Raw genomic sequence first — 21,156 nt, forward strand, 5'->3', positions numbered from 1 at the left:
TCAGCTCATTTTTCAAGCCTGCCGCGCTGCCTCGGCAGGCTTGATTGAAGCGTCTGGATCAGTGTTTTCAGGGTGTTTCAGGAGTGTTGCGGGTGGCCAGGATCGTGGCGATTCGCTCGGCCAGGCGTACCCGTTCGGCATTGGGGTAATTGCGATTGGCCAGAATCACGATACCCAGTTGCCGCGCCGGCACGAAGGCCACGTAGCCACCAAAACCGTTGGTTGAACCGGTCTTGTTGATCCAGGCATCTGCCGGTGGTGCCATCGGTGGGTTCAGGGTCATGACTGGCTGGGTGCGCAGTGCCATTTCATTGGCGTTACCGGCCAGCAGGGCGTCCAGGCTCACTGGCGGTGGGTAGTATTCCCAAGCCAGCGCCTGGGTGGCCGGGCCGAAAGTGAAGTGGCCGACCTGAGTGGACCTGATCGCCGCTTGCAGGGATTTGTCGAGTGCATCCGGTTGCAATTGCGCCTCGATGAAGCGAATCAGGTCGGCACTGGACGATTTCACGCCGTAAGCCTCATCGGCCAGCACGCCGGGGTTTACACGCACCGGTGCACCCTGGCGGTCATAGCCCTGGGCATACAGCGTTTGCTGGCCGGCCGGCACGTTCAGGTAGGTGTTCGACAGGCCCAGTGCCGGAAACAGCTTTTGCTCCATCGCCTGGCCGAACGGCTGCCCCAGGCGCTGCGCAGCGATGACCCCGAGCAGGCCGATGCTCGGGTTGGCATAGCTGCGGTGGGTGCCGGGCAGGTACTCCGGTTGCCAGGCCTTGAAATAGGCCTTGAGCTGTTCGTTGTTCTGCACGCGCTCTGGCACCTGCAGAGGAAAGCCGCCAGCGGTGTGCGTGGCCAGGTGCAGCACCGGCACCTGGCCCAGGCGGCTGCCTTGCAGATAGGGCAGGTAGGTCTGGATCGGTTCGCTCAAGGCCAGCTTGCCTTGCGCCTGGGCCCAGGTGGCCAGGGTGGCGGTGAAGGTCTTGCTGATCGAGCCCAGTTCGAACAGGGTCTGGTTACCCACCGCTTGTCCGGTGTCCTTCGAGGCCAGGCCGTGGTTGTAGAAGCGTCGGGTGCCGTGGTCGGTGACGGCGATGGCCATGCCGGCGATGTCGTGCTGCTTCATCACTTGTTGCATGGCCTCCTTGATCAACTGATCCTGGCGGGTGCTTTGCGTCCTGGCCTGGTCGAGCACAGCCCGGTGTTGGGCTACAGGGCTGGCCGACACGGACGGTGGGGTCGCTTGTGCACTTGCCTGGCCTGAGCCCAGGCCGATGAACATGGCGGCGGCGATAAAGGGGGTTCTGCTCATTCAGGGGGACTCCAATGTGAAAGGCATGACCATACGGATTGACCCGGCAGGCTCAATAAACATTCGGTCACTACATGTTGCCTTGCGTCCGGGGCTTCAGCCTGACTGGCCGCAGGCCATGGCATTGCGTAACATGCCAGCTTTTTGCGCACCCGTCTGGCGGCGCATTCTGTCTGGTGAGTCATGAAACCCAAACGTATTCGCGCCGATGTCCTGGCCGGCCTGACCACTTCCTTTGCGCTGGTGCCCGAGTGCATCGCCTTTGCCCTGGTCGCTCACCTCAACCCGCTGATGGGCCTGTACGGCGCTTTCATCATCTGCACCCTGACCGCGCTGTTCGGCGGCCGGCCGGGGATGATCTCGGGCGCGGCCGGCTCCATGGCCGTGGTGATCGTGGCGCTGGTGGTCGAGCACGGGGTGCAATACCTGCTGGCCACGGTCCTGCTCAGTGGTTTGCTGATGCTCCTGTTCGGCCTGCTGCGCCTGGGCAAACTGGTGCGCCTGGTGCCGTACCCGGTGATGCTTGGCTTCGTCAACGGCCTGGCCATTGTCATTGCCATGGCCCAGCTGGAGCACTTCCAGCATGACGACACCTGGCTGAGCGGCCAGGCGCTGTACATCATGCTGGGCCTGGTGGCCGTGACCATGACCATCGTCTACCTGTTGCCGCGCCTGACCCGCGCCACGCCGCCGGCACTGGTGGCCATTCTGGGTGTGGGCCTTGCGGTGTACCTGCTCGACCTGCCGACCCGCACCCTGGGCGACATGGCGCACATTGCCGGTGGCCTGCCGGACTTTACCTGGCCGCAAGTGCCGTGGACCCTGGAAACCCTGTACATCGTCGCGCCCTATGCGCTGGTGATGGCCATGGTCGGCCTGCTGGAAACCCTGCTGACCCTGAACCTCACCGATGAAATCACCGAGAGTCGCGGCTTTCCGGACCGCGAGTGCGTGGCGCTGGGCGCGGCCAACATGGTGTCCGGGGCGTTCGGCGGCATGGGTGGTTGCGCGATGATCGGCCAGACCGTGATCAACCTGAATTCCGGTGGTCGCGGACGGCTGTCGGGGATCGTGGCCGGGGTCATGATCCTGATGTTCATTCTGTTCCTGTCGCCGTTGATCGAGCGCATTCCGCTGGCCGCGCTGGTCGGAGTGATGTTCGTGGTTGCCCAGCAGACGTTTGCCTGGGCCTCGCTGCGGATCTTGCGCAAGGTGCCGACCAGCGACATGCTGGCCATCGTGGCGGTGACCGTGGTCACGGTCCTGACCGACCTGGCGATGGCCGTCTTGTTCGGCGTCATTGTCGCGGCCCTGGACTTTGCCTGGAAACACGCCCGTGACTTGTACACCGACATCCACGAAACAGACGTGCAGGGCAAGGTCTACCAGGTGCGCGGCACGCTGTTCTTTGCCTCGACCACGCGCTTTCTCGAGCAGTTCTCGCCGCAGCAGGACCCCGACCAGGTGACCCTGGACTGCGCGCACCTGAGCTTTGTCGACTACTCGGCCATCGCCGCGCTCAAGACCCTGCGCGAGCGCTATGAAAAAGCCGGCAAGCACCTGCGCGTGGTGCACTTGTCCGAGCGCTGCCGCAGCATGCTGCGCCGCGCCGGCGTGCAACATTGACTCTACAAGGAGTGTGACCGATGACCCCGTTGCCCCCTTTGCAAGCCTACGAACAGGCCCTGCAGAACGGCTTCCAGCCTGATGCTTCGCAACGCGAGGCGGCCGAACAGTTGCAGCGCTGCTGGCAGGCCCTGGCCGGGCAGGGCACGCCACGGGGCATCTACCTGTGGGGGCCGGTGGGGCGTGGCAAGACCTGGCTGATGGATCGCTTCTACGACAGCCTGCAGGTGCCCGCGCGGCGCCAGCACTTTCATCACTTCATGCGCTGGGTGCACAAGCGCATGTTCGAATTGACCGGCACCGCCCAGCCACTGGCGACCATTGCCCGTGAGCTGGCGGTCGAGGTGCGGGTGCTGTGTTTCGACGAGTTGTTCGTCACCGACATCGGCGATGCGGTGATCCTCGGCGGCCTGCTGCAAACCATGTTCGAAGAAGGCGTGGTGCTGGTCTGCACCTCCAATATCCCGCCGCCCCAGCTGTACAGCCACGGCCATAACCGCGAGCGCTTCCTGCCGGCGATTGCGGCCATCGAGCGCTACATGCAGGTGGTCGAGGTCGACGGCGGCGAAGATCACCGCCTGCACCCGGGGCAGTTGTTGCAACGCTACTGGGTCAAGGAACCGGGCGCCAAAGACAGCGCGCTGGGCGAGATTTTCCAGGCCTTGACCGGCGGCCAGCCTGCCCACGACACCCAGGTGATGCTTGGCTATCGCAGCATCAACGTGGTGCAGCACACCGACAATGTGCTGTGGTGCCGCTACCGCGACCTGTGCGAGCAACCGCTGGCAGCCATGGACTTTATCGCCCTGTGCGACCGCTTTGCCGTGGTGCTGATCAGTGAGGTGCCGGCCCTGAGTGCGGTGCAGCGTGAGGCGAAGATCGCTCGCGGCACCGAGGACGGGGTCGAGCAGGTCAAAGCCGGTGACCGCGAGCTGCCGCAACTGTCGCCCAAGGATGACAGCGTGCGGCGCTTCATCGCCCTGGTCGACGAGTGCTACGACCGGCGTATCCCGCTCTACATCGAGGCACAAACGCCGATGGACCAGCTCTACACCCAGGGCTACCTGGAATTTCCCTTCCGCCGCACCCTGAGCCGGCTGCAGGAAATGCAGCTGCAGCGCTTTACCGACACGCAGGGCTAATGCCGATCAGTCTTCGTCGAATGCCGAACAGGTGGAAGGGCGCTCTGCCCGCTATGAGGCCAGCAAGGTCCATACATCTGCTGCGCCTGTCCCATAGCTATCGCCGGCAAGCCGCCTCCCACAGTCGGGTGTCAGGCCCGAGACCTTGGGCGACATCCAACTGGTGGGAGGSGGCTTGCCGGCGATGAGGCCAGCAAGATCCACACATCTGCTGCGCCTGTCCCATAGCTATCGCCGGCAAGCCGCCTCCCACAGTCTGCTGCCAGGCCCGAGCCTTTGGGCGACACCAATCTGGTGGGAGGGGGCTCTGCTGCGGGCGGCGATCCGGCGATGAGGCCGGCAAGGCCGATATATCTGCTGCGTCTGCTCCATAGCCATCGCCGGCAAGCCGCCTCCCACAGTCCGGTGTCAGGCCCGAGCCTTTGGGCGACACGAATCTGGTGGGAGGGGGCTTGCTGCGGGCGGCGATCCGACGATGAGGCCGGCAAGGCCGATATATCTGCTGCGTCTGCTCCATAGCCATCGCCGGCAAGCCGCCTCCCACAGTCTGGTGCCAGGCCCGAGCCTTTGGGCGACACCAATCTGGTGGGAGGGGGCTCTGCTCCGGGCGGCGATCCGACGATGAGGACAGGGCAGCTGATAGACAGGCAGCGCTTGTAAACCCGTTATTGCCAGACCGTTGCTGCCTCCCACAGGTCTTGTGTCAGGCACGAGATCCGGGGGCGCTCATCGAACCTGCTCAGACCCGGTCCCGGCGACGCTGCGTGAGCAGGTGCCGGGCGCCTTCGAGCACCAGCACCAGCACCGCCATCCAGATCGGGATGTAGGTCAGCCATTCGTCGCCGCTGATGCTTTCGCCCAGCAGCAACGCCACGCCCACCAGCAATACCGGCTCGACATAGCTGAGCAGGCCAAACAGGCTGAACGGCAACACGCGGCTGGCAATGATATAGCTGACCAGCGCCGAGGCGCTGATGACGCCCAGCAGCGGGATCAGCAGGTACAGGCGCGGTGTGTCCTGGGCGGCGGCCGGGTCGCCGCTGGCGATGAACCACAGCCCGATGGGCAGCATGAACAGCATGTCGAACCACAGCCCGCCGAGGTTATCGGTCTTGAGCTTGCGGCGCAGCACGAAATACACCGGGTAGCCGATGGCGACCACCAGCGTCTCCCAGGAGAAACTGCCCATTCGCCACACTTCGTGGGCCACCCCGAAGGTGGCGAAGGCCGCCGCGATCTTCTGCAGGTGCGACAAGTGTTCGCCATACACCACGCGCCCGGTGAGGATCATGGTCAGGGGCAGCAGGAAATAACCCAGTGACACTTCCAGGCTGCGCCCGTGCAAGGGCGCCCACATGAACAGCAACAATTGCGCGCCCATCAGCACCGATGACAGCATCACGCCTGCCACCAGCGCCGGCTGGCGCCACAGGCGCACGGCCAGGACACGTACCAGCGGCCAGTCGCCACTGATCAGCATGAACAGCGTCACGCAAGGAACGGTCAGCAACATGCGCCAACCGAAGATTTCCTCGCCGGTCAGCGGGGTCATCAAGGAGGTATAGAAGTACATGACCCCGAACAGGCAGGAAGCCAGTACCGACAGCGCGATGCCTTTATGCACGACGGACTCTTGGATGGAGATGAGGGTGTGAGGACTTGCACCGAATCGGGGCAGATTTGCGCGTATTCTAGGCACTGTTCACGATTCAGAACAGTTGCGTAGTCAATTGTGGTGCAAGTTGGCGGAAAATAGTGCGCCCAGGTCGCTCACGGTCACTTTCAGCGCACGGCTTCACGCTTTATCCGGCCAGGTGCCGGGCTGAACACCTACGGTCTTCGCGCGTCTGATTGCGCATGCCCATCGACCTTTACGCAGCCTTTTACAAGGAGTTTGCATGACATCTTTTGAACACCCTGACGCCGCCACGGGCAGTACCGCCACGGGCAGTAACGCCACGGGCAGTAACGCCCAGCAGCAACAGACCGCCACGCGGCTGGCCTTTTTCATCGCCGGTTTCAGCATGGCCGCCTGGGCGCCCTTGGTGCCTTATGCCAAGGCCCGCGTCGGGCTGGACGACGGCATGCTGGGCCTGTTGCTGCTGTGCCTGGGGGTCGGATCGATCAGCGCCATGCCGGTGGCGGGCGCCCTGGCGGCGCGCTGGGGCTGCCGGCGACTGCTGGTGGGCTCGACACTGTTGATCTGCCTGTGCCTGCCGTTGCTGGCGACGGTGTCGAGCCTGCCGCTGCTGGTGGCGGCCCTGTTTGTGTTCGGCATCGGCATGGGAGGGGTCGACTGCACGGCCAATATCCAGGCGGTGATCGTCGAGCGTGCCAGCGGCAAGACCATGATGTCGGGGTTTCATGGCTTGTTCAGCCTGGGCGGCATCGTGGGGGCGGCCGGCGTCAGTGCGCTGCTGGGGCTGGGGGCCTCGCCGCTGGTGGCGATCCTGGTGGTCGTGGTGTTGACCTTGCTGACCTTGTTCAAGGCCAGGCCGCACCTGTTGCCTTATGGCGGCTCGACTGATGGGCCGTCGTTTGCCATTCCGCGCGGGGTGGTACTGTTTATCGGGTTGTTGTGCTTTACCGTGTTTCTGGCCGAAGGGGCGATGCTGGACTGGAGCGCAGTGTTCCTGAGTTCGGTGCGCAGCATGGACACGGCCTGGGCGGGGCTGGGGTATGCGGTGTTTGCGGTGACCATGACCCTGGGGCGGTTGTTTGGCGATGCCATTGTGCGCCGGGTCGGTCCTAATCGGGTGATCATTCTCGGCGGGTTGCTGGCGGCCGTCGGGCTGGCGTTGTCGACTGTGGTGCCGGCCTGGGAGGCGGCGTTGCTGGGGTATGCGCTGGTGGGGGCGGGCTGTTCGAATATCGTGCCGGTGTGCTACAGCGCCGCTGGCCGGCAGACCGCGATGCCCGAAAGCGTGGCGATTCCGGCGGTGACGACGCTGGGGTATGCCGGGATTCTGATGGGGCCGGCGGCGATCGGCTTTATTGCGCATGTAAGCAGCCTGGCGACGGCCTTCATGATCGTGGCGGTGATGCTGCTGGGGGTGGCGGTCAGTGGGGCGCGGTTGAGGGCTTGATACGTGGTTTTCCGGGTTTTCTTTTAAGGGGTGTCTGGACGGTGTATGGCGATTTGTCAGAGGGGCTGCGACCCTCTTCGGGCCGGAACCCTCTCACAGAAAGCACACAACAGCCCAAACACCTAACCACCCAATCACAAATACCGCGCCATCCCCGAAACCCGGATCGAAGCGCCGGGCTGGTCGGTGATCTCGGCCCGCAGCCGCGACGGGCTGCCCATGTCTTCGCCCTGCAGGATGTCGATCACCCCGCCATGCGGCCAGCCGATGTCGCGCAGGTAACCGGCCAGGGCGGCGGTGGCCGCACCGGTGGCCGGGTCTTCATAGACCCCACCGAAGGCGAACGGGTTGCGGGTATGGAACGACTGCTCGCTTTCAGCGAACACCAGCAAAATGGTTGCCCAGTTCTCGCGCACCATCAGCGCATGGCCGGCCGCCTGGTCATAGCGCATGGCCCTGAGCGCCTCGCGGCTGTTCAGGGCCAGCACCAGATGCCCGGCACCGCCATTGATCCGTGCCGGCGGGATGCGCAGGTCCAGCTCGTCGCGGCGATAACCGAACAGCGCCAGCGCTTCGTCCACCAGCGCCTCGTCGGCCAGTTGGCTGTGGGTGGGCGGCGATTGCAAGGCCGCCGAGACCCGTTGGCCCTGCGCATGGCCTTCGACCGTGATGTGTGCCTGGTTCAATTGCAGCTTGAACACCCCATCACCGTTGCGAGCGGCCAATGCTGCACCCAAAGCAATGGTGGCGTGGCCACAGAATGGCACTTCGGCCAGCGGCGAGAAATAACGCACGCGCCAGCCGTCATCCAGCGGCGCCGCGAAGGCGGTTTCGGAAAAGCCGACCTCGGCGGCAATGCGTTGCATCGTCGCCTCGTCGGGCAACGCCTCGCCGATCCAGACGCCAGCCGGGTTACCGCCCTGGTCGCCATCGCTGAAGGCCGCCAGCTTGAGAATGTCTGTGCTCATCGATTAACACTCCTGATTGTTGATCGACACAGTGTGCGACAACTGGCCGGCGAGGGCCTCGTACAGCTCGTCGGGCATTGACCGTATCAGTTGTTGCAGACACCGTTGGCCGTGGCCGGTTTGTCACGCATCACCCGCTCGCGCAGCATGTCGTAGCCCCAGTTGAACGCCATGGTGTAAGGCAAAAAGAACAACAGCACACCGATGTCGAGCCAGAACGCCTGCCACAGGCTGATCGACAGCCACCACGCTACTATCGGCACGACTACCAGAATCAGCCCGCCCTCGAAACCCAATGCATGCAGCACGCGTGCGCCAAAGGTCATCTCAAACCGCAAGCGGTTTCGAAGGCGGTCAAACAGGGTATTGAACAGCATGTTCCAGAGCATGGCGGCTGTGGAGATCATGATCGTCAGCGCGCCCATTGTTCCCAGCGAATAATCCAGCAGCCAGGCCAGCAGCGGCGCGCAGATCAGCACACCCAAAGTTTCGAACAGCAGCGCATGCACAACGCGCTCCTTGAGGGTTTTGGCCGGCAGGGCCGGTTGGGATGAGGTCATGGCAGCAGCACCGGATTACGAAAGAGGTCTGATTGTCATCGGTTATTCTGTGCTCGAGAAATTGGTTACCATCGGGAAAACCGATAGAGACGGCAACCATGAGTTATTCCCCCGAAGCGCTCGAAGCTTTTGTGCAAATCAATGCGCTGGGCTCGTTCAGTGCCGCTGCACGGCGGCTGGGCAAGCGCCAGTCGACCATCAGCGAAGCCATCGCCCGGCTGGAAATCGACCTGGGCCTGGAACTGTTCGACCGCTCGGCCCGTCAGCCGGTGCTGACCGAAGCGGGCAAGGCCATGCTGGTGCGCGTCGAAGACATCCTCTGCGCCACCGACCGCCTGCAACGCACAGCCGCACGCCTGGCCCAGGGCATCGAGCCGCGCCTGACCCTGGTGTTGTCCGATGCCAACCAGTTCGCCGAATTCGAAGTGCGCATGGGCGAGCTGGATACGCGCTTTCCCGACCTGGAGCTTGAATGCGTTTTCGCCGAGCACGGTGATGCCGTCAACCTGATCCAGAGTGGCCGCGCCTGCCTGGGACTGCTTTCGGCCCAGGCCAGCTATCCGCCGGAAATCGGCCACGCGACCATTGCCGAATGCGCTGATTTCGGTCTGTTCGTCGGACACAAGCATCCATTGGCGGCGTTCGAGACGGTCAATTACGTGCAACTGGACCAGCACCGCGCCCTGCGCCTCAATACGCTGGTCGAGAACGCTGTTCCCACCGACGATTTGCCCGCCGGCAATTGCAGTCAGTGGTCGGCACCCAACTACCTGCTGCTGATGGACATGGCCGCATTCGGCTTTGGCTGGTCGGCCCTGCCGCGCTGGCTGGTGTCCGGCTATGCGGGCGGGCGGCTCAAGGAACTCAACGTGCCCGGCTGGCCACGCAGCTCGGCGGTGGATGTGATCTGGTCGCGCCAGCACCGCCTGGGCCCGGCCGGGGCGTGGCTGCTTGAAACGCTGATCCCGGGGTGGGCTTGACCGGGGCCTGAGGTCAGGAGCCGCGTGCGTTGATCAAGTAAAAATAACCCTCTGATTTGAAATTGACCCCCTGTAGGAGCGCGCTCTGCCCGCGACCGGCTGCGTTAGCAGTCGTAAATTTTCAGCGTTTCATAAATTTTTCGGTCATTCGCTGCAGATTTTCAGCGTTTTGGAGATTTTGCGAGCGCTACGCACTCGGTCGCGGGCAGAGCGCGCTCCTACACAAGGAGATTCGATACCCAGCGAAAAGAGCACCGTTCATCGGCATTGGGTGCTTTGTAATATCACTTTAACATCGCCGGCTTAGGGTCATCCATTTACGTACGCGCAATGGCCCGGCAATGAAAGCAGAGCATTTTCAATTCATGCGTCCCCGCGTGCCTCGGGACCACAAGTGTGCCGGCGATTTGTGTAATGACGTACCCGCCATCGATGTCGATGCGCCCAATTCGCAGGTCATGGAAATCTTCACCGACCAGCGTGAGCTGGTGTGCCTGGCGGTGGTCGAACAGCAGCGGCCGATCGGCCTGATCAACCGCAACATCTTCATGTCGCAGATGAGCAAGCTGTACCACCGCGAACTGTACGACAAGAAAAGCTGCATCGCTTTCATGGACAAGGAGCCGTTGATCGTCGATGCCGGCATGAGCATCGAGGAATTGACCTTCAAGACCGTCGAGTTCGGTGAGAAGGCCCTGGCCGATGGCTTTGTGGTCACGCGTGAAGGCCGCTTCGCCGGGTTGGGCAGCGGTTTGCAGTTGATTGCCGTGGTGGCGGCCATGCAGGCCGAAAAGAACCGCCAGATGATGCAAAGCATCGAGTACGCCAGCGTTATCCAGCGCGCCATGCTGCGCGCCTCGCGCGAGGCGCTGACGGCGATCCTGCCTGATGCAGCCCTGGTCTGGGAGCCGCGTGATGTAGTGGGTGGCGACTTCTACCATTTTGCCCAGTACCCCGACGGCTGGTTCGGCGCCATTGCCGACTGCACCGGCCACGGCGTGCCGGGCGCGTTCATGACCCTGATCGCGTCTTCGGCGCTGAGCCAGGCACTGGACCAGTACGGGCCGCGCAACCCGGCCGCGCTGTTGTCGGCGGTGAACAAGAGCGTCAAACACATGCTTGGCCAGGATCAGACCCAACGCCTGGACGGCACCTCATCGTCCGACGATGGCCTGGATGCGGCGTTCTTCTGGTTCGATACTCACACCTGGTCCTTGCGCTTTGCCGGCGCCCGCCTGTCGTTGTACGTGCTGCCTCCGGAGGCCGAGCAGTTCGAGGTCATTGCCGGCCAGCGCATGGGCGTGGGCTATGTCGACAGCGCAACGGACTACCAGTGGGCGGCACAGAGCGTGCCGGTCTGTCCCGGCAGCCTGCTGTTCATCACCACCGATGGCTTGACCGACCAGATTGGCGGCGCCAAAAGCATCGCTTTCGGCAAGCGCCGGGTGCTGGAGACGCTGCAGGCCAACCGTGACAAACCGGCTGCCGGGATCGGCCAGCAGGTGTTGCAGGCGCTGGAGCACTGGCAGGGCCAGCAGAACCGGCGAGACGATCTGACTTTCTTTTGCGCGCGACTCAGGAGCGTTGATGATTAATTTGCCAGGCGCCACAGCAGAGCAGGACATGAGCTTTTTCGACGTTGCCCAGCAGCGCAACGTGATTTTCTACCACATGGGCTATTTCTCCCACAGCGTGGTTTCGGCCATGGCCGAAGTCGTCAAGCTGCAATTGCAGGTGTCCGGCGTCGGTGCACCGACCCGGCGCAAGCTGTTTTCCTCGTTCATCGAGCTGTCGCAGAACATCGTGCATTACTCCGCCGATGCCTTGGGCGAGTCGGCCGATGATACGCCTGGGCTGCGCCAGGGCGCGGTGTGCATCAGCACCGACCACGACCGTTTTGTGATGCTGTGTGCCAATCCTGTGGCCAGCAGCGAAGTCGAGCGCTTGCGCGCCAGCCTCGAACCGCTGCGCGGCATGTCGGTCGAGGAAATCAAACAGGCCTACAAGGTGTCGCTGCGCGCCGAAACCCCTGAAGGCAGCAAAGGCGCCGGGCTGGGGTTCCTGACCATGGCCCGCGATGCCAGCGCGCCGCTGGAATACAGCTTCCAGCCCAGGCCGCAAGACCCGGACACCACCTTGTTCTGCCTCAAAGCCACTATTTGAAAGAGTGATTGATTGCCATGGACAACTTTTTTGTCGAAGCCACTGCCACTTCGCCGGAGGTCGACTTTCGTTTCGACCAGCACCTGTTGAGCCTCAAGGGCGAGTCGTACCCGGAAAATGCCGCCGCCTTCTATGCGCCGGTGGTGCAACGGCTGCGCGATTTTCTGGCGCAGTGCAGCGGTGTCTCGATCACCGCGAACATTGCCCTGGCGTACTTCAACAGCTCCAGCACCAAGATGCTGTTCAGCATTTTCGACACCCTCGACGCCGCTGCCGGGGCGGGCAACACCATCGTGGTCAACTGGTATTACGACGAAGAAGACGAAACAATCTTTGAATTTGGTGAAGAGTTGAAGGCCGACTTCACGGCCTTGACCTTCAATGATCATCCCGTTTCGATTTCCTGAGGAACGTTTGTCATGGTAACTGCAGGTTCTGTGGCCAGCGTCCGGGCCGACCAGGCGCTGGACCTGTTCAGTGGCGAGACCGAGGCCTTGCTGCAGGCCCGCTCGATCCTGGCACTGGCCGATGCCGATGCGGCAGTTTATCGCCAGTCACTGACCGAACTGACCGGGCATTTCGAACGGCTGATTCGTGAAACCCGGCGCCTGATTACCCGCAGCGACCGGGCCGAGCGCGACATGAACGCCCTTAATCTGCAATTGCAGGCCCTGGCCGAACAACTGGAGTACCGCGCCACCCACGATGCGCTGACCGGCGTGCTCAACCGCGGCGCGGTGATCGAACAGGCCAGGGGCATGCTGCAAAGCACCGGTGCGGTACTGATCGTGCTCGATATCGATCACTTCAAGCAGGTCAATGACGATTTTGGCCACCCGGCCGGCGACGCGGTGATTCGCGGCATTGTCGAGTGCCTGCACGGCATTGTCGGCCAGGGCGGGATCATCGGCCGGGTCGGCGGCGAGGAGTTTACTGTGCTGCTGCCCGGCGGCACGTTGTCCGAGGGCCTGGCCCTGGCACACGCCATGTGCGCAGCCGTCGCTGCCCATGTGTTCCCGGCGCCGGTCGACCGGCGCATCTGTGCCAGCTTCGGGGTCAGTGCCAGCCCGGCCGGGACCTGTTTCGACAGCGCCTACAGCCAGGCTGATAGCGCCTTGTACAAGGCCAAGCGCGGTGGGCGCAACCGCGTGGAGCAGGCCGATACTTGAGGAGCATGGGAGGTGTACGCGGGCGCTTGACGGATGTTGCAACATCGGACGGCAGGTCAGCGTCAGGAACATGGCGTTCTGCCATAATCCGCACTCGTACGTGATCCTTTCCTGACAAAGCGCTCTTATGTTACTCAGCGATCCCTTTTCCCTGCTGCTGATCGTCATCCCGTTCGGGATCATGACCGCCTTGCTGCTGTGCCTGTCCTATGTCGGGCCGGGCAGGCGTCATGCTGCACTGCACTGGTGGTTGCTCGGCGAGGTGCTCAACACCGGTTATCGCGTCTCGGAAATGCTCCAGCCCGGCTTGCTGATGCCACAACTGTCATGGCTGGAAATTCTCTCGCCCCGGGCTGCGCTGTTGGCCAGCACCGGGCTACTGATCACCAGCATCGGTTTCCATACCCTGGCCTTGTGGCATTTTCTTGGCGATGCCGGCACGCGGGTGGCGCAGGCGCGGCTGGTGCTGATACCGCCGCTGGTGTACCTGGCCGGGGCGTGGGTCCTGCTCGACACCTCGTGGGTGCTGCCATGGTTTTCGGGCATGGTCATGCTGGTCGCGGTGCTGCAATTGCGTGTCAGCCTGAAGCTGCGTACGCAGTACCGGGGCGTCTGGGGCATCATCGTCACCCTGGTGTTTGCCCTGGGCTTTCATGCCTGGTCGGCCATCGGCTTGCTGCTGGAGCCGATACCGCCGCTACCCTTCGATGAGCCAGACATGCCCTCGCGCATGGCCCTGCTGGTGGATTTTGTCGTGTCGTTCCTGCTGACCCTGAGCTTTGCCTTGATGCTGCAGGAGCAACTGCGCATGCAGGCGCTGAAGCTGAGCATCACCGATGTGCTGACCGGGGCGCTGAACCGCCGGGGTGCGCAGGCGATCCTGACCCAGGAATGGGCGCAGGCCGCATTGGGACGTTACCCGATGGCGGTGGCGATGATCGACCTGGACCACTTCAAGAACATCAACGACAAGCACGGCCATGCCGTGGGCGACAGCGCCTTGCAGGTGTTTGCCGACACGGTGTTTGCGCTCAAGCGACATTCGGACGTGTTTGTGCGCTGGGGTGGGGAGGAGTTTCTGTTGCTGTTCCCGCGCACGGACATTGCCCAGGCCCAGGTGTTCATGACCCGTTTGCGCGAGGCGCTGCTGGGACGCGAACTGGACCCGGTGCTACCGCTGCGCCTGGCCTTCAGCGCCGGCCTGACCCAGACCGATTGCCAGCAACCGGCCCAGAGCTTCGATGCCTTGCTCAACGCCGTCGACCATGCGCTGTACCGCGCCAAACAGCACCGCGACCGGGTTGAAGTGGTCGGGGCGCAGGACTAGGGTCTGTTACCTCAGGCCGGGCGTTTGAGCACCAGGGTCAGGATGTCGTAGCTGGCCACCAGCTCGCCGTTCTGGTTGGTGACTTCGACATCCCAGGCCACTACGCCTTGCGGTTCGTCCTTGGCGCTGAGCTTGCCTTGGTCGATCTTGCGCTTGCAGGTCAGCCGCGCCCGGATGGTGTCGCCGATGCCCACCGGGTTGATGAAGCGCAGGGTGTCCAGCCCATAGTTGGCCAATACCGGGCCCGGTGCTGGCGAGACGAACAGCCCCGCCGCCGCCGAGAGCACGAAGTAGCCGTGGGCGATGCGCTTGCCGAACTGCGATTCCTTGGCGGCAATGTCATCGAAGTGCATATAGAAGTGGTCCCCCGACAAACAGCCAAAGTTGACCAGGTCGGCTTCGGTCACGGTGCGGCGGTGGGTCAGCAACGACTCACCGATGCGCAGGTCTTCGAAGTGGCGGCGGAACGGGTGCACCTCGGTCTCGTACAGCGCCGCGCCGCGTACGTATTCGCCGGTGACCGCCATCAGCATGCTCGGCGAGCCTTGCACGGCGGTGCGTTGCAGGTAGTGCTTGACCGCGCGCAGGCCGCCCAGCTCTTCGCCGCCACCGGCGCGGCCCGGGCCGCCGTGCTTGAGCTGCGGCAGCGGCGAGCCATGGCCGGTGGATTCGGCCGCTGATTCGCGGTCCAGAATGTGCAAGCGGCCATGCAGGGCAGCAGCGGCCGGCACCACTTTGGCCGCGACCTTCGGGTCTTTGGTGATCAGGCTGGCGACCAGGCTGCCCTTGCCGCGGGCGGCCAGGGCGATGGCTTCGTCCAGGTCGTCATAGGCCATCAGCGTGCTGACCGGGCCAAAGGCTTCGATGTCATGGGCGCCGCCCTCGGCATGCGGGTTGCGGCTGCGCAGCAGGGTCGGGGCAAAGAACGCACCTTCGGCCACGCCCTCGCCACGCGGGGCAAAGCCGTCGCCGGCCCCCAGCAACAGGTCACTGCTGGCCAGCAGGGCCTGCACGCGCTCGGCCACATCGTTCTGTTGGGCGTGGGAGGCCAGCGGGCCCATGCGCACGCCTTCTACCGACGGATCGCCGGTGACCACCTTGGCCAGCCGCTCGCGCAGCTTTTCGGCCACCGCGTCGATGTGCCGGGCCGGGACGATGGCGCGGCGGATGGCTGTGCACTTCTGGCCGGCCTTGACGGTCATTTCCCGCGCCACTTCCTTGATGAACAGCTCGAACTCAGGATCGTCCGGGGTGACTTCCGGCGCCAGGATGGCGCAGTTCAGCGAGTCGGCCTCGGCATTGAACGGCACCGACTGGCGAATCAGGTTGGCATTGACCCGCAGCTTGGCGGCGGTGTCGGCTGAACCGGTAAAGGTCACCACGTCCTGGCCGTTGAGGCGGTCGAGCAGATCACCAGTGCCGCCGATGATCAGTTGCAGGCTGCCGGCGGGCAGCAGGCCGGAGGCGTGCATCAGGCGCACGGTGGCTTCGGTCAGGTAGCTGGTGGCGGTGGCCGGCTTGACGATGCACGGCATGCCGGCCAGGAAGCTCGGTGCGAACTTTTCCAGCATGCCCCAGATCGGGAAGTTGAACGCATTGATGTGCACCGCGACGCCGCCGCGCGGCACCAGGATATGGCTGCCGACAAACTGGCCCAGCTTGCCCAGCGGCATGGCCGGGCCTTCATGCACCAGATTGCCCGACGGCAGTTCGCGTCGGCCCAGGCTGGCGTAGGCGAACAGGGTGCCGGCACCGCCTTCGATGTCGACCCAGCTGTCGCCACGGGTGGCGCCGCTGTGCAGCGACAAGGCGTAGAGCTGTTCCTTGTGTTCGAGCAGGTATTTGCCCAGGTCGCGCAAGCGTGCGGCGCGCTGCTGGAAGTCCAGCGCCAGCAACTGGCTCAGGCCCTGCTGCCGGGCGTGATCCAGCGCCTCGCCGAAATCCGGTGATTCTTCATGGGTGCGGGCGATGCCCTGGCCGTTGATGGCGCTGCGCAGGATCGAGGCGCCATGCTGGCCGATCCAGCGGCCGCCGATGAAGCTTTGCAGGGTAGGGGCGTTGCTCATCAAGAAAGTCTCCATAGGTCATTCCAATCATTCAAGGCCGGGCGCCTGGTAGGAGCGCGCTTGCCCGCGACCGAGTGCGTAGCGCTCGCAAAATTGATGAAACGCTACAAATTCGTGGTTGTGAACACATTCAAAATTTGCGAAACGCCACAAATTTACGACTGCTAACGCAGCCGGTCGCGGGCAGAGCGCGCTCCTACAGGGCGGCATCGAATGCCTTTACCAGAGCGCCAGGGTGTAGCCGACGATCAGGCGGTTTTCGTCCAGGTCGGTGCTCAGGCCGTTGCCCGAGCGAAAGGTCAGGTTGCGCCAGCGCAGGCTCAGGCCCTTGAGCGGGCCGCTTTGCAGCACATAGGCGATGTCGGTGTTGCGTTCCCATTCCTCGCCGTGGTCGCCGGTGGCGGTGCGGGCGTTGCGACCGTCGACATAGCGGGTCATGAAGGTCAGGCCCGGCACACCCAGGGCGGCAAAGTCATAGTCGTAGCGCAGTTGCCAGGCGTCCTCCCCGGCGCGGGTGAAGGTGTTGAAGGTCACCAGGTTGACCGAGTACGGGTCGCCTCCATTAAGAAACGGAAAGGCGCTGTCGCCGGACAACTGCTGGAAGCCCAGGCCGAACTTATGCCCGCCGTGGGTCAGGGTGAACATGCCGTTGATGTTGCGGTTATCGATGCGCCCGGCGCGTTGCTGGCCGTCGTTGCCGCTGTCGAAATAACGCAGGTCGCTGCGCAGGCTGAGCTTTTCCCCCAAGGGCTGGGTGTGCACCAGGCCCACGAAGTGCTGGCGATAGATATTCTCCAGCTTGCCGTAGTAGTAGCTGGCCGTGAGTGTCGGGTTGATCGCGTAGCTGCCACCGGCAAAGTCGAAGGCGTCGCTGCTGGCCGCGCCGTAGCCGATGTCGTCGCGGCTGGAGGAGTCACGCAGGTTGGCGCGGGTCAGGCGCCCGGCATTGACGGTCAGGCCGTCGATTTCCCTGGAGGTCAGCATGCCGCCCTGAAAGGTCGAGGACAGCAGCCGCGTGTCGTTGTAGGTCACCACCGGCAAGGCCGGTTGCAGGGTACCGACCTTCAATACCGTTTTGGAGAAACGCAACTTGCCCGCCACGCCCAATTCGCTGTAGTCGTCCACCGGCTCGCCGCTCGCCGGGTCAAAGGCCAGCAGGCCCGTGTTGCGCCGGTCGCGGCTGGAGTCGAGCTTGATTCCCAGCTCGCCAATGGCATCGACGCCCACACCGATCGTGCCTTCGGTAAAGCCCGATTCGAAGCGTGCGGTAAAGCCCTGGGCCCATTCTTCGGCCTTGGCCTGGGGCGCGTTGCTCTGGCGAAAATCGCGATTCAGGTAGAAATTGCGCATTTCCAGGCTGGCCTTGCTGTCTTCCATAAAGCCGGCCATGGCGCTGCCGGCCAGGGTGGCGCTGGCAGCGGCCAGCAGCGAGGCAGTGATACGGATCGTGTGCATTCTTGTTATTCCGTCCGGGTAAGGTTGATCAGTGCCGGCTGGCGCCTGCCGCGCCAAAGCCTGTCATCGAGCGAATGAATTGCGCCATGTAGCGGCCGCGTTCGGCCTGGGCGCGTTCCGACTGGTCGGTCACCGAGAACAGCCAGGCACCGACAAAGGCACAGGTCATCGAGAACAGCGCCGGGTTCGAATACGGGAACAGCGCGCTGTCATTGCCCAGCACCTTGACCCACACCACGGGACTCAGCACCAGCAGCACCACCGCCGAGATCAGTCCGGCCAGGCTGCCGGCCACCGCACCGCGGGTGGTCAGGCCCTTCCAGAACATCGAGAGAAACAGCACCGGGAAATTCACCGACGCGGCAATCGCCAGCACCAGCCCGGACAGAAACGCGATGTTCTGCGACTCGAAGAGGATGCCGAGGATCACCGCCAGCACGCCGATCACCAGGGTGGTCAGGCGCGACATGCGCATTTCTTCGCGCTCGGTGGCTTTGCCCTTGCGGATCACACAGGCATACAAGTCATGGGCCACCGCCGAGGCGCCGGACAGCGCCAGGCCGGCCACCACCGCCAGGATCGTGGCGAACGCCACCGCCGAGATAAAGCCCAGGAACAGGCTGCCGCCCACCGCTTGTGCCAGGTGCACCGCGACCATGTTGCCGCCACCGATGATGGCGCCGGCGCTATTGCGGAAAGCAGGATCGGTACCGACCATGACGATGGCACCAAAGCCGATGGCGATCAGCAGCAGGTAGAAGTAGCCGATGAAACCGGTGGCGTAGAGCACGCTCTTGCGCGCTTCACGGGCGTCCTTGACGGTGAAGAAACGCATCAGGATGTGCGGCAGTCCGGCGGTGCCGAACATCATGCCCACGGCCAGCGACAAGGTGTCGATCGGGTTGCTGAGCATGCCGCCCGGCGCCATGATCGCCACGCCCTTGGCATGCACGGCGGCAGCGCCGGCAAACATCGCCTCGGGGCTGAAGTTGAAGTGACGCAGCACCATGAAGGCCATGAAGCTGGCACCGCACAGCAGCATCACCGCCTTGATGATCTGTACCCAGGTGGTGGCCAGCATGCCGCCGAAGGTCACGTAGAACACCATCAGCACGCCGACCAGCAGCACCGCTTGCAGGTAGGAGATGCCGAACAGCAGTTCGATCAGCTTGCCGGCGCCGACCATCTGCGCCATCAGGTACATCAGTGCCACGATCAGCGTGCCCAGGGCGGCGGTGATGCGGATCGGGGTCTGTTCCAGGCGGTACGAGACCACGTCGGCAAAGGTGTACTTGCCCAGGTTGCGCAGGCGCTCGGCAATCAGGAACAGGATGATCGGCCAGGCCGCCACCACGCCCAGCGAATAGAGCAGGCCATCGTAGCCGGCCATGAAGATCATCGCCGAGATGCCCAGGAAGGACGCCGCGCTGATCATGTCGCCGGCAATCGCCAGGCCGTTCTGGAAACCGGTGATGCCGCCGCCGGCGGTGTAGAAATCACTGGTCGAGCGGGTGCGCAGCGCTGCCCAGCGGGTCACGCCCAGGGTGAACAGCACGAACACCAGGAACATGCCGATGGCATGCCAGTTCAACGGCCGGGTGGCCGGCTCGGCGGCCAGGGCTGCACCACTGAGCAGCAGGCCACCGGTGAGGGCAAACAGCGACACGGCCTTCATGGGCGGGTCTCCTGCAACAGACGGGCGGCCAGCGGGTCGAGCACCTGGTTGGTCTGGCGTACATAGAACGCCGTGAGCACGAATGACAGGACGATCACGGTGATGGCCAGCGGAATACCCCAGGTCATGACGCCGCCGCTGAGCGAGCGGCCCAGTACCTGTGGGGCGAAGGCCATCACCAGCACGAAGCCGTAATAGATGGCGAGCATGGTCAGGGTCAGCGACCAGGTCAGGCGCTGCTTGCGCCGCACCAGATCGATGAAGTCGGGGTGCTGCTGCAAGCGTTCAAGCTCTTGTTGGGTCATGGCGGCTCTCTGTTGTTGTGATTGTCGAGATGAGCATTATCAAAGGTGTATCAGGGTGCCCCGTAGGAGCGCGCTTGCCCGCGACCGAGTGCGCAGCGCTCGCAAAATTGATGAAACGCTACAAATTCATGATCTGAAAATGTGCGAGACGCCATACATTCACGATCTGAAATTTGCGAAACGCTAAAAATTTACGACTGCTAACGCAGCCGGTCGCGGGCAAGCGCGCTCCTACCGGGGGGTCAGAGCTGGTCGAAGTCCAGCACCACTTTGTCGCTGAGCGGGAAGGCCTGGCACGACAGCACGTAGCCGGCGGCCACTTCGTAGTCTTCCAGGGCAAAGTTGCTGTCCATTTCCACTTCGCCTGCGATCACCTTGCACTTGCAGGTCGAGCACACCCCGGCTTTGCACGAGTAGGGCAGTTCGGCACCCTGGGCGTTGCCGGCGTCGAGCACGCTGATGCTGTTGCGCGCCAGCGCAAACGACAGCTCGCGACCATCGCTGATCACGGTGATCTCGCTCATCGCGGCATCGAGCTGCGCGGCGGCCTGGCGGGCTTCGCGCTTGTGGCTGCTGCCGGCCGCGGCAAACAGTTCGAAATGCACGCGCTCGGCGGCCAGGCCGTTGGCAACCAGTTGCTCGCGCACGGTCTCGGTCATCGCCTGCGGGCCGCAGATAAAGGCCGCCTCCAGGGATTTGACGTCGATCCAGCGGCTGAACAGCTGGCCGCATTTGTCAGCGTCGATGCGGCCGTTGTACAGGTCGACATCCTGTTGCTCGCGGCTGAACACGAACACCAGGTTCAGGCGTTGCAGGTAGCGGTTCTTGAGGTCTTCGAGCTGCTCGCGAAACAGCGCCGCGTTGCTGGAACGGTTGCCGTAGATCAGCGTGAACTGGCTGTGCGGTTCGTTCTGCAGGGTGGTCTTGATGATCGACAGGATCGGCGTGATGCCACTGCCGGCGGCGACCGCCAGGTAATGACCCTGGCGCGCCGGGTCCAGGGGCACATGAAAGTGCCCCGAGGGCGGCATCACATCCAGGCGCTGGCCGACCTTCAATGTTTCGTTGGCGTAGGCCGAAAAGGCCCCGCCGGCCACGCGCTTGATCGCCACGCGCAGCTCGCCGTCATTGGCCCCGGTGCAGATCGAGTAGGAACGCCGCACTTCTTCGCCGCCAATGTGCGTGCGCATCACCAGGTGCTGGCCCTGGGTGAAGCGAAAGCTGTCGGCCAGCTCCGCGGGCACCTCGAAGGCAATCGACACCGCCTCACGGGTTTCGGGGCGAACATCCTTGATGACCAGGCTGTGGAATTTGCTCATTGTTGTTCT

General features: G+C 63.6%; 18 protein-coding genes. 9 read left to right on the forward strand and 9 right to left on the reverse strand.

Annotated features, from left to right (window positions below; all coding sequences use genetic code 11):
* Nucleotides 1-67 precede the first annotated feature (67 nt).
* Nucleotides 68-1,306: a class C beta-lactamase gene (gene ampC / locus ASF84_RS12715; RefSeq protein WP_236709417.1), complete on the reverse strand. Its 1,239-nt coding sequence runs from the start codon at nucleotides 1,304-1,306 to the stop codon at nucleotides 68-70.
* A 183-nt stretch (nucleotides 1,307-1,489) separates the two neighbouring features.
* On the opposite strand from ampC, the gene ASF84_RS12720 reads away from it, so the two are divergent.
* Both ASF84_RS12720 and zapE read left to right on the forward strand, forming a co-directional pair.
* Nucleotides 1,490-2,932: a SulP family inorganic anion transporter gene (locus ASF84_RS12720; RefSeq protein WP_056838810.1), complete on the forward strand. Its 1,443-nt coding sequence runs from the start codon at nucleotides 1,490-1,492 to the stop codon at nucleotides 2,930-2,932.
* 20 nt (nucleotides 2,933-2,952) lie between these two features.
* Nucleotides 2,953-4,074 (forward strand): cell division protein ZapE, encoded by a 1,122-nt coding sequence (gene zapE / locus ASF84_RS12725; protein WP_056838812.1) that lies wholly within the window; start codon nucleotides 2,953-2,955, stop codon nucleotides 4,072-4,074.
* A 739-nt stretch (nucleotides 4,075-4,813) separates the two neighbouring features.
* Here zapE and rarD read toward each other — a convergent pair.
* Nucleotides 4,814-5,698 carry an EamA family transporter RarD gene (rarD, locus tag ASF84_RS12730; protein WP_056838814.1) on the reverse strand — a complete coding sequence of 295 codons (885 nt, stop codon included), beginning with the start codon at nucleotides 5,696-5,698 and terminating at the stop codon, nucleotides 4,814-4,816.
* Between the two features lie 274 nt (nucleotides 5,699-5,972).
* Here rarD and ASF84_RS12735 point away from each other — a divergent pair, with 274 nt between their 5' ends.
* Nucleotides 5,973-7,160 carry an MFS transporter gene (locus ASF84_RS12735; protein WP_056838816.1) on the forward strand — a complete coding sequence of 396 codons (1,188 nt, stop codon included), beginning with the start codon at nucleotides 5,973-5,975 and terminating at the stop codon, nucleotides 7,158-7,160.
* A 134-nt stretch (nucleotides 7,161-7,294) separates the two neighbouring features.
* Here the strand turns inward: ASF84_RS12735 and ASF84_RS12740 are convergent, their stop codons facing one another.
* Both ASF84_RS12740 and ASF84_RS12745 read right to left on the reverse strand, forming a co-directional pair.
* Entirely contained in the window at nucleotides 7,295-8,128 is an 834-nt protein-coding gene (locus ASF84_RS12740; RefSeq protein WP_056838819.1) for a PhzF family phenazine biosynthesis protein, read from the reverse strand.
* Nucleotides 8,129-8,214: 86 nt separating this feature from the next.
* A complete protein-coding gene (locus ASF84_RS12745; RefSeq protein WP_056838821.1) occupies nucleotides 8,215-8,688 on the reverse strand; it encodes a multidrug/biocide efflux PACE transporter in 474 nt (157 codons plus the stop codon).
* A 98-nt stretch (nucleotides 8,689-8,786) separates the two neighbouring features.
* Between ASF84_RS12745 and ASF84_RS12750 the strand changes: the two genes are divergently transcribed.
* From ASF84_RS12750 to ASF84_RS12775, 6 genes are all read left to right on the forward strand, one after another.
* On the forward strand, nucleotides 8,787-9,668 hold the full coding sequence (locus ASF84_RS12750) for a LysR family transcriptional regulator (protein WP_056838823.1): 882 nt from the start codon (nucleotides 8,787-8,789) through the stop codon (nucleotides 9,666-9,668).
* A gap of 365 nt (nucleotides 9,669-10,033) precedes the next feature.
* Nucleotides 10,034-11,263 (forward strand): SpoIIE family protein phosphatase, encoded by a 1,230-nt coding sequence (locus tag ASF84_RS12755; protein WP_056839087.1) that lies wholly within the window; start codon nucleotides 10,034-10,036, stop codon nucleotides 11,261-11,263.
* Entirely contained in the window at nucleotides 11,256-11,831 is a 576-nt protein-coding gene (locus tag ASF84_RS12760; protein ID WP_056838825.1) for a SiaB family protein kinase, read from the forward strand. The genes ASF84_RS12755 and ASF84_RS12760 overlap by 8 nt, the downstream gene beginning before the upstream one ends.
* Nucleotides 11,832-11,848: 17 nt before the next feature.
* A complete protein-coding gene (locus ASF84_RS12765) occupies nucleotides 11,849-12,238 on the forward strand; it encodes a DUF1987 domain-containing protein (protein WP_056838828.1) in 390 nt (129 codons plus the stop codon).
* A gap of 12 nt (nucleotides 12,239-12,250) precedes the next feature.
* The gene (locus ASF84_RS12770; RefSeq protein ID WP_056838830.1) at nucleotides 12,251-13,000 is read left to right on the forward strand and encodes a GGDEF domain-containing protein; all 750 of its coding nucleotides are present in this window, start codon (nucleotides 12,251-12,253) and stop codon (nucleotides 12,998-13,000) included.
* Nucleotides 13,001-13,127: 127 nt separating this feature from the next.
* Complete coding sequence (locus ASF84_RS12775) at nucleotides 13,128-14,327, forward strand: GGDEF domain-containing protein (protein WP_056838832.1); 1,200 nt, start codon at nucleotides 13,128-13,130, stop codon at nucleotides 14,325-14,327.
* Nucleotides 14,328-14,338: 11 nt separating this feature from the next.
* On the opposite strand, the gene paaZ is transcribed toward ASF84_RS12775, so the two are convergent.
* The 5 genes from paaZ to paaE form a co-directional block, all read right to left on the reverse strand.
* Nucleotides 14,339-16,393 (reverse strand): phenylacetic acid degradation bifunctional protein PaaZ, encoded by a 2,055-nt coding sequence (gene paaZ / locus ASF84_RS12780; RefSeq protein ID WP_056838835.1) that lies wholly within the window; start codon nucleotides 16,391-16,393, stop codon nucleotides 14,339-14,341.
* A 219-nt stretch (nucleotides 16,394-16,612) separates the two neighbouring features.
* A complete protein-coding gene (locus tag ASF84_RS12785) occupies nucleotides 16,613-17,848 on the reverse strand; it encodes an OprD family porin (protein ID WP_056838836.1) in 1,236 nt (411 codons plus the stop codon).
* 28 nt (nucleotides 17,849-17,876) lie between these two features.
* Nucleotides 17,877-19,523 carry a cation acetate symporter gene (locus tag ASF84_RS12790; protein WP_056838838.1) on the reverse strand — a complete coding sequence of 549 codons (1,647 nt, stop codon included), beginning with the start codon at nucleotides 19,521-19,523 and terminating at the stop codon, nucleotides 17,877-17,879.
* Nucleotides 19,520-19,828, reverse strand: a complete 309-nt coding sequence (locus ASF84_RS12795) for a DUF485 domain-containing protein (protein WP_056838840.1) — start codon at nucleotides 19,826-19,828, stop codon at nucleotides 19,520-19,522. The genes ASF84_RS12790 and ASF84_RS12795 overlap by 4 nt, the downstream gene beginning before the upstream one ends.
* A gap of 242 nt (nucleotides 19,829-20,070) precedes the next feature.
* A complete protein-coding gene (gene paaE, locus ASF84_RS12800) occupies nucleotides 20,071-21,147 on the reverse strand; it encodes a 1,2-phenylacetyl-CoA epoxidase subunit PaaE (protein ID WP_056838842.1) in 1,077 nt (358 codons plus the stop codon).
* Between the last annotated feature and the right edge of the window lie 9 nt (nucleotides 21,148-21,156).

This window comes from Pseudomonas sp. Leaf127, from assembly GCF_001423155.1.
Lineage (GTDB): Bacteria > Pseudomonadota > Gammaproteobacteria > Pseudomonadales > Pseudomonadaceae > Aquipseudomonas > Aquipseudomonas ovata.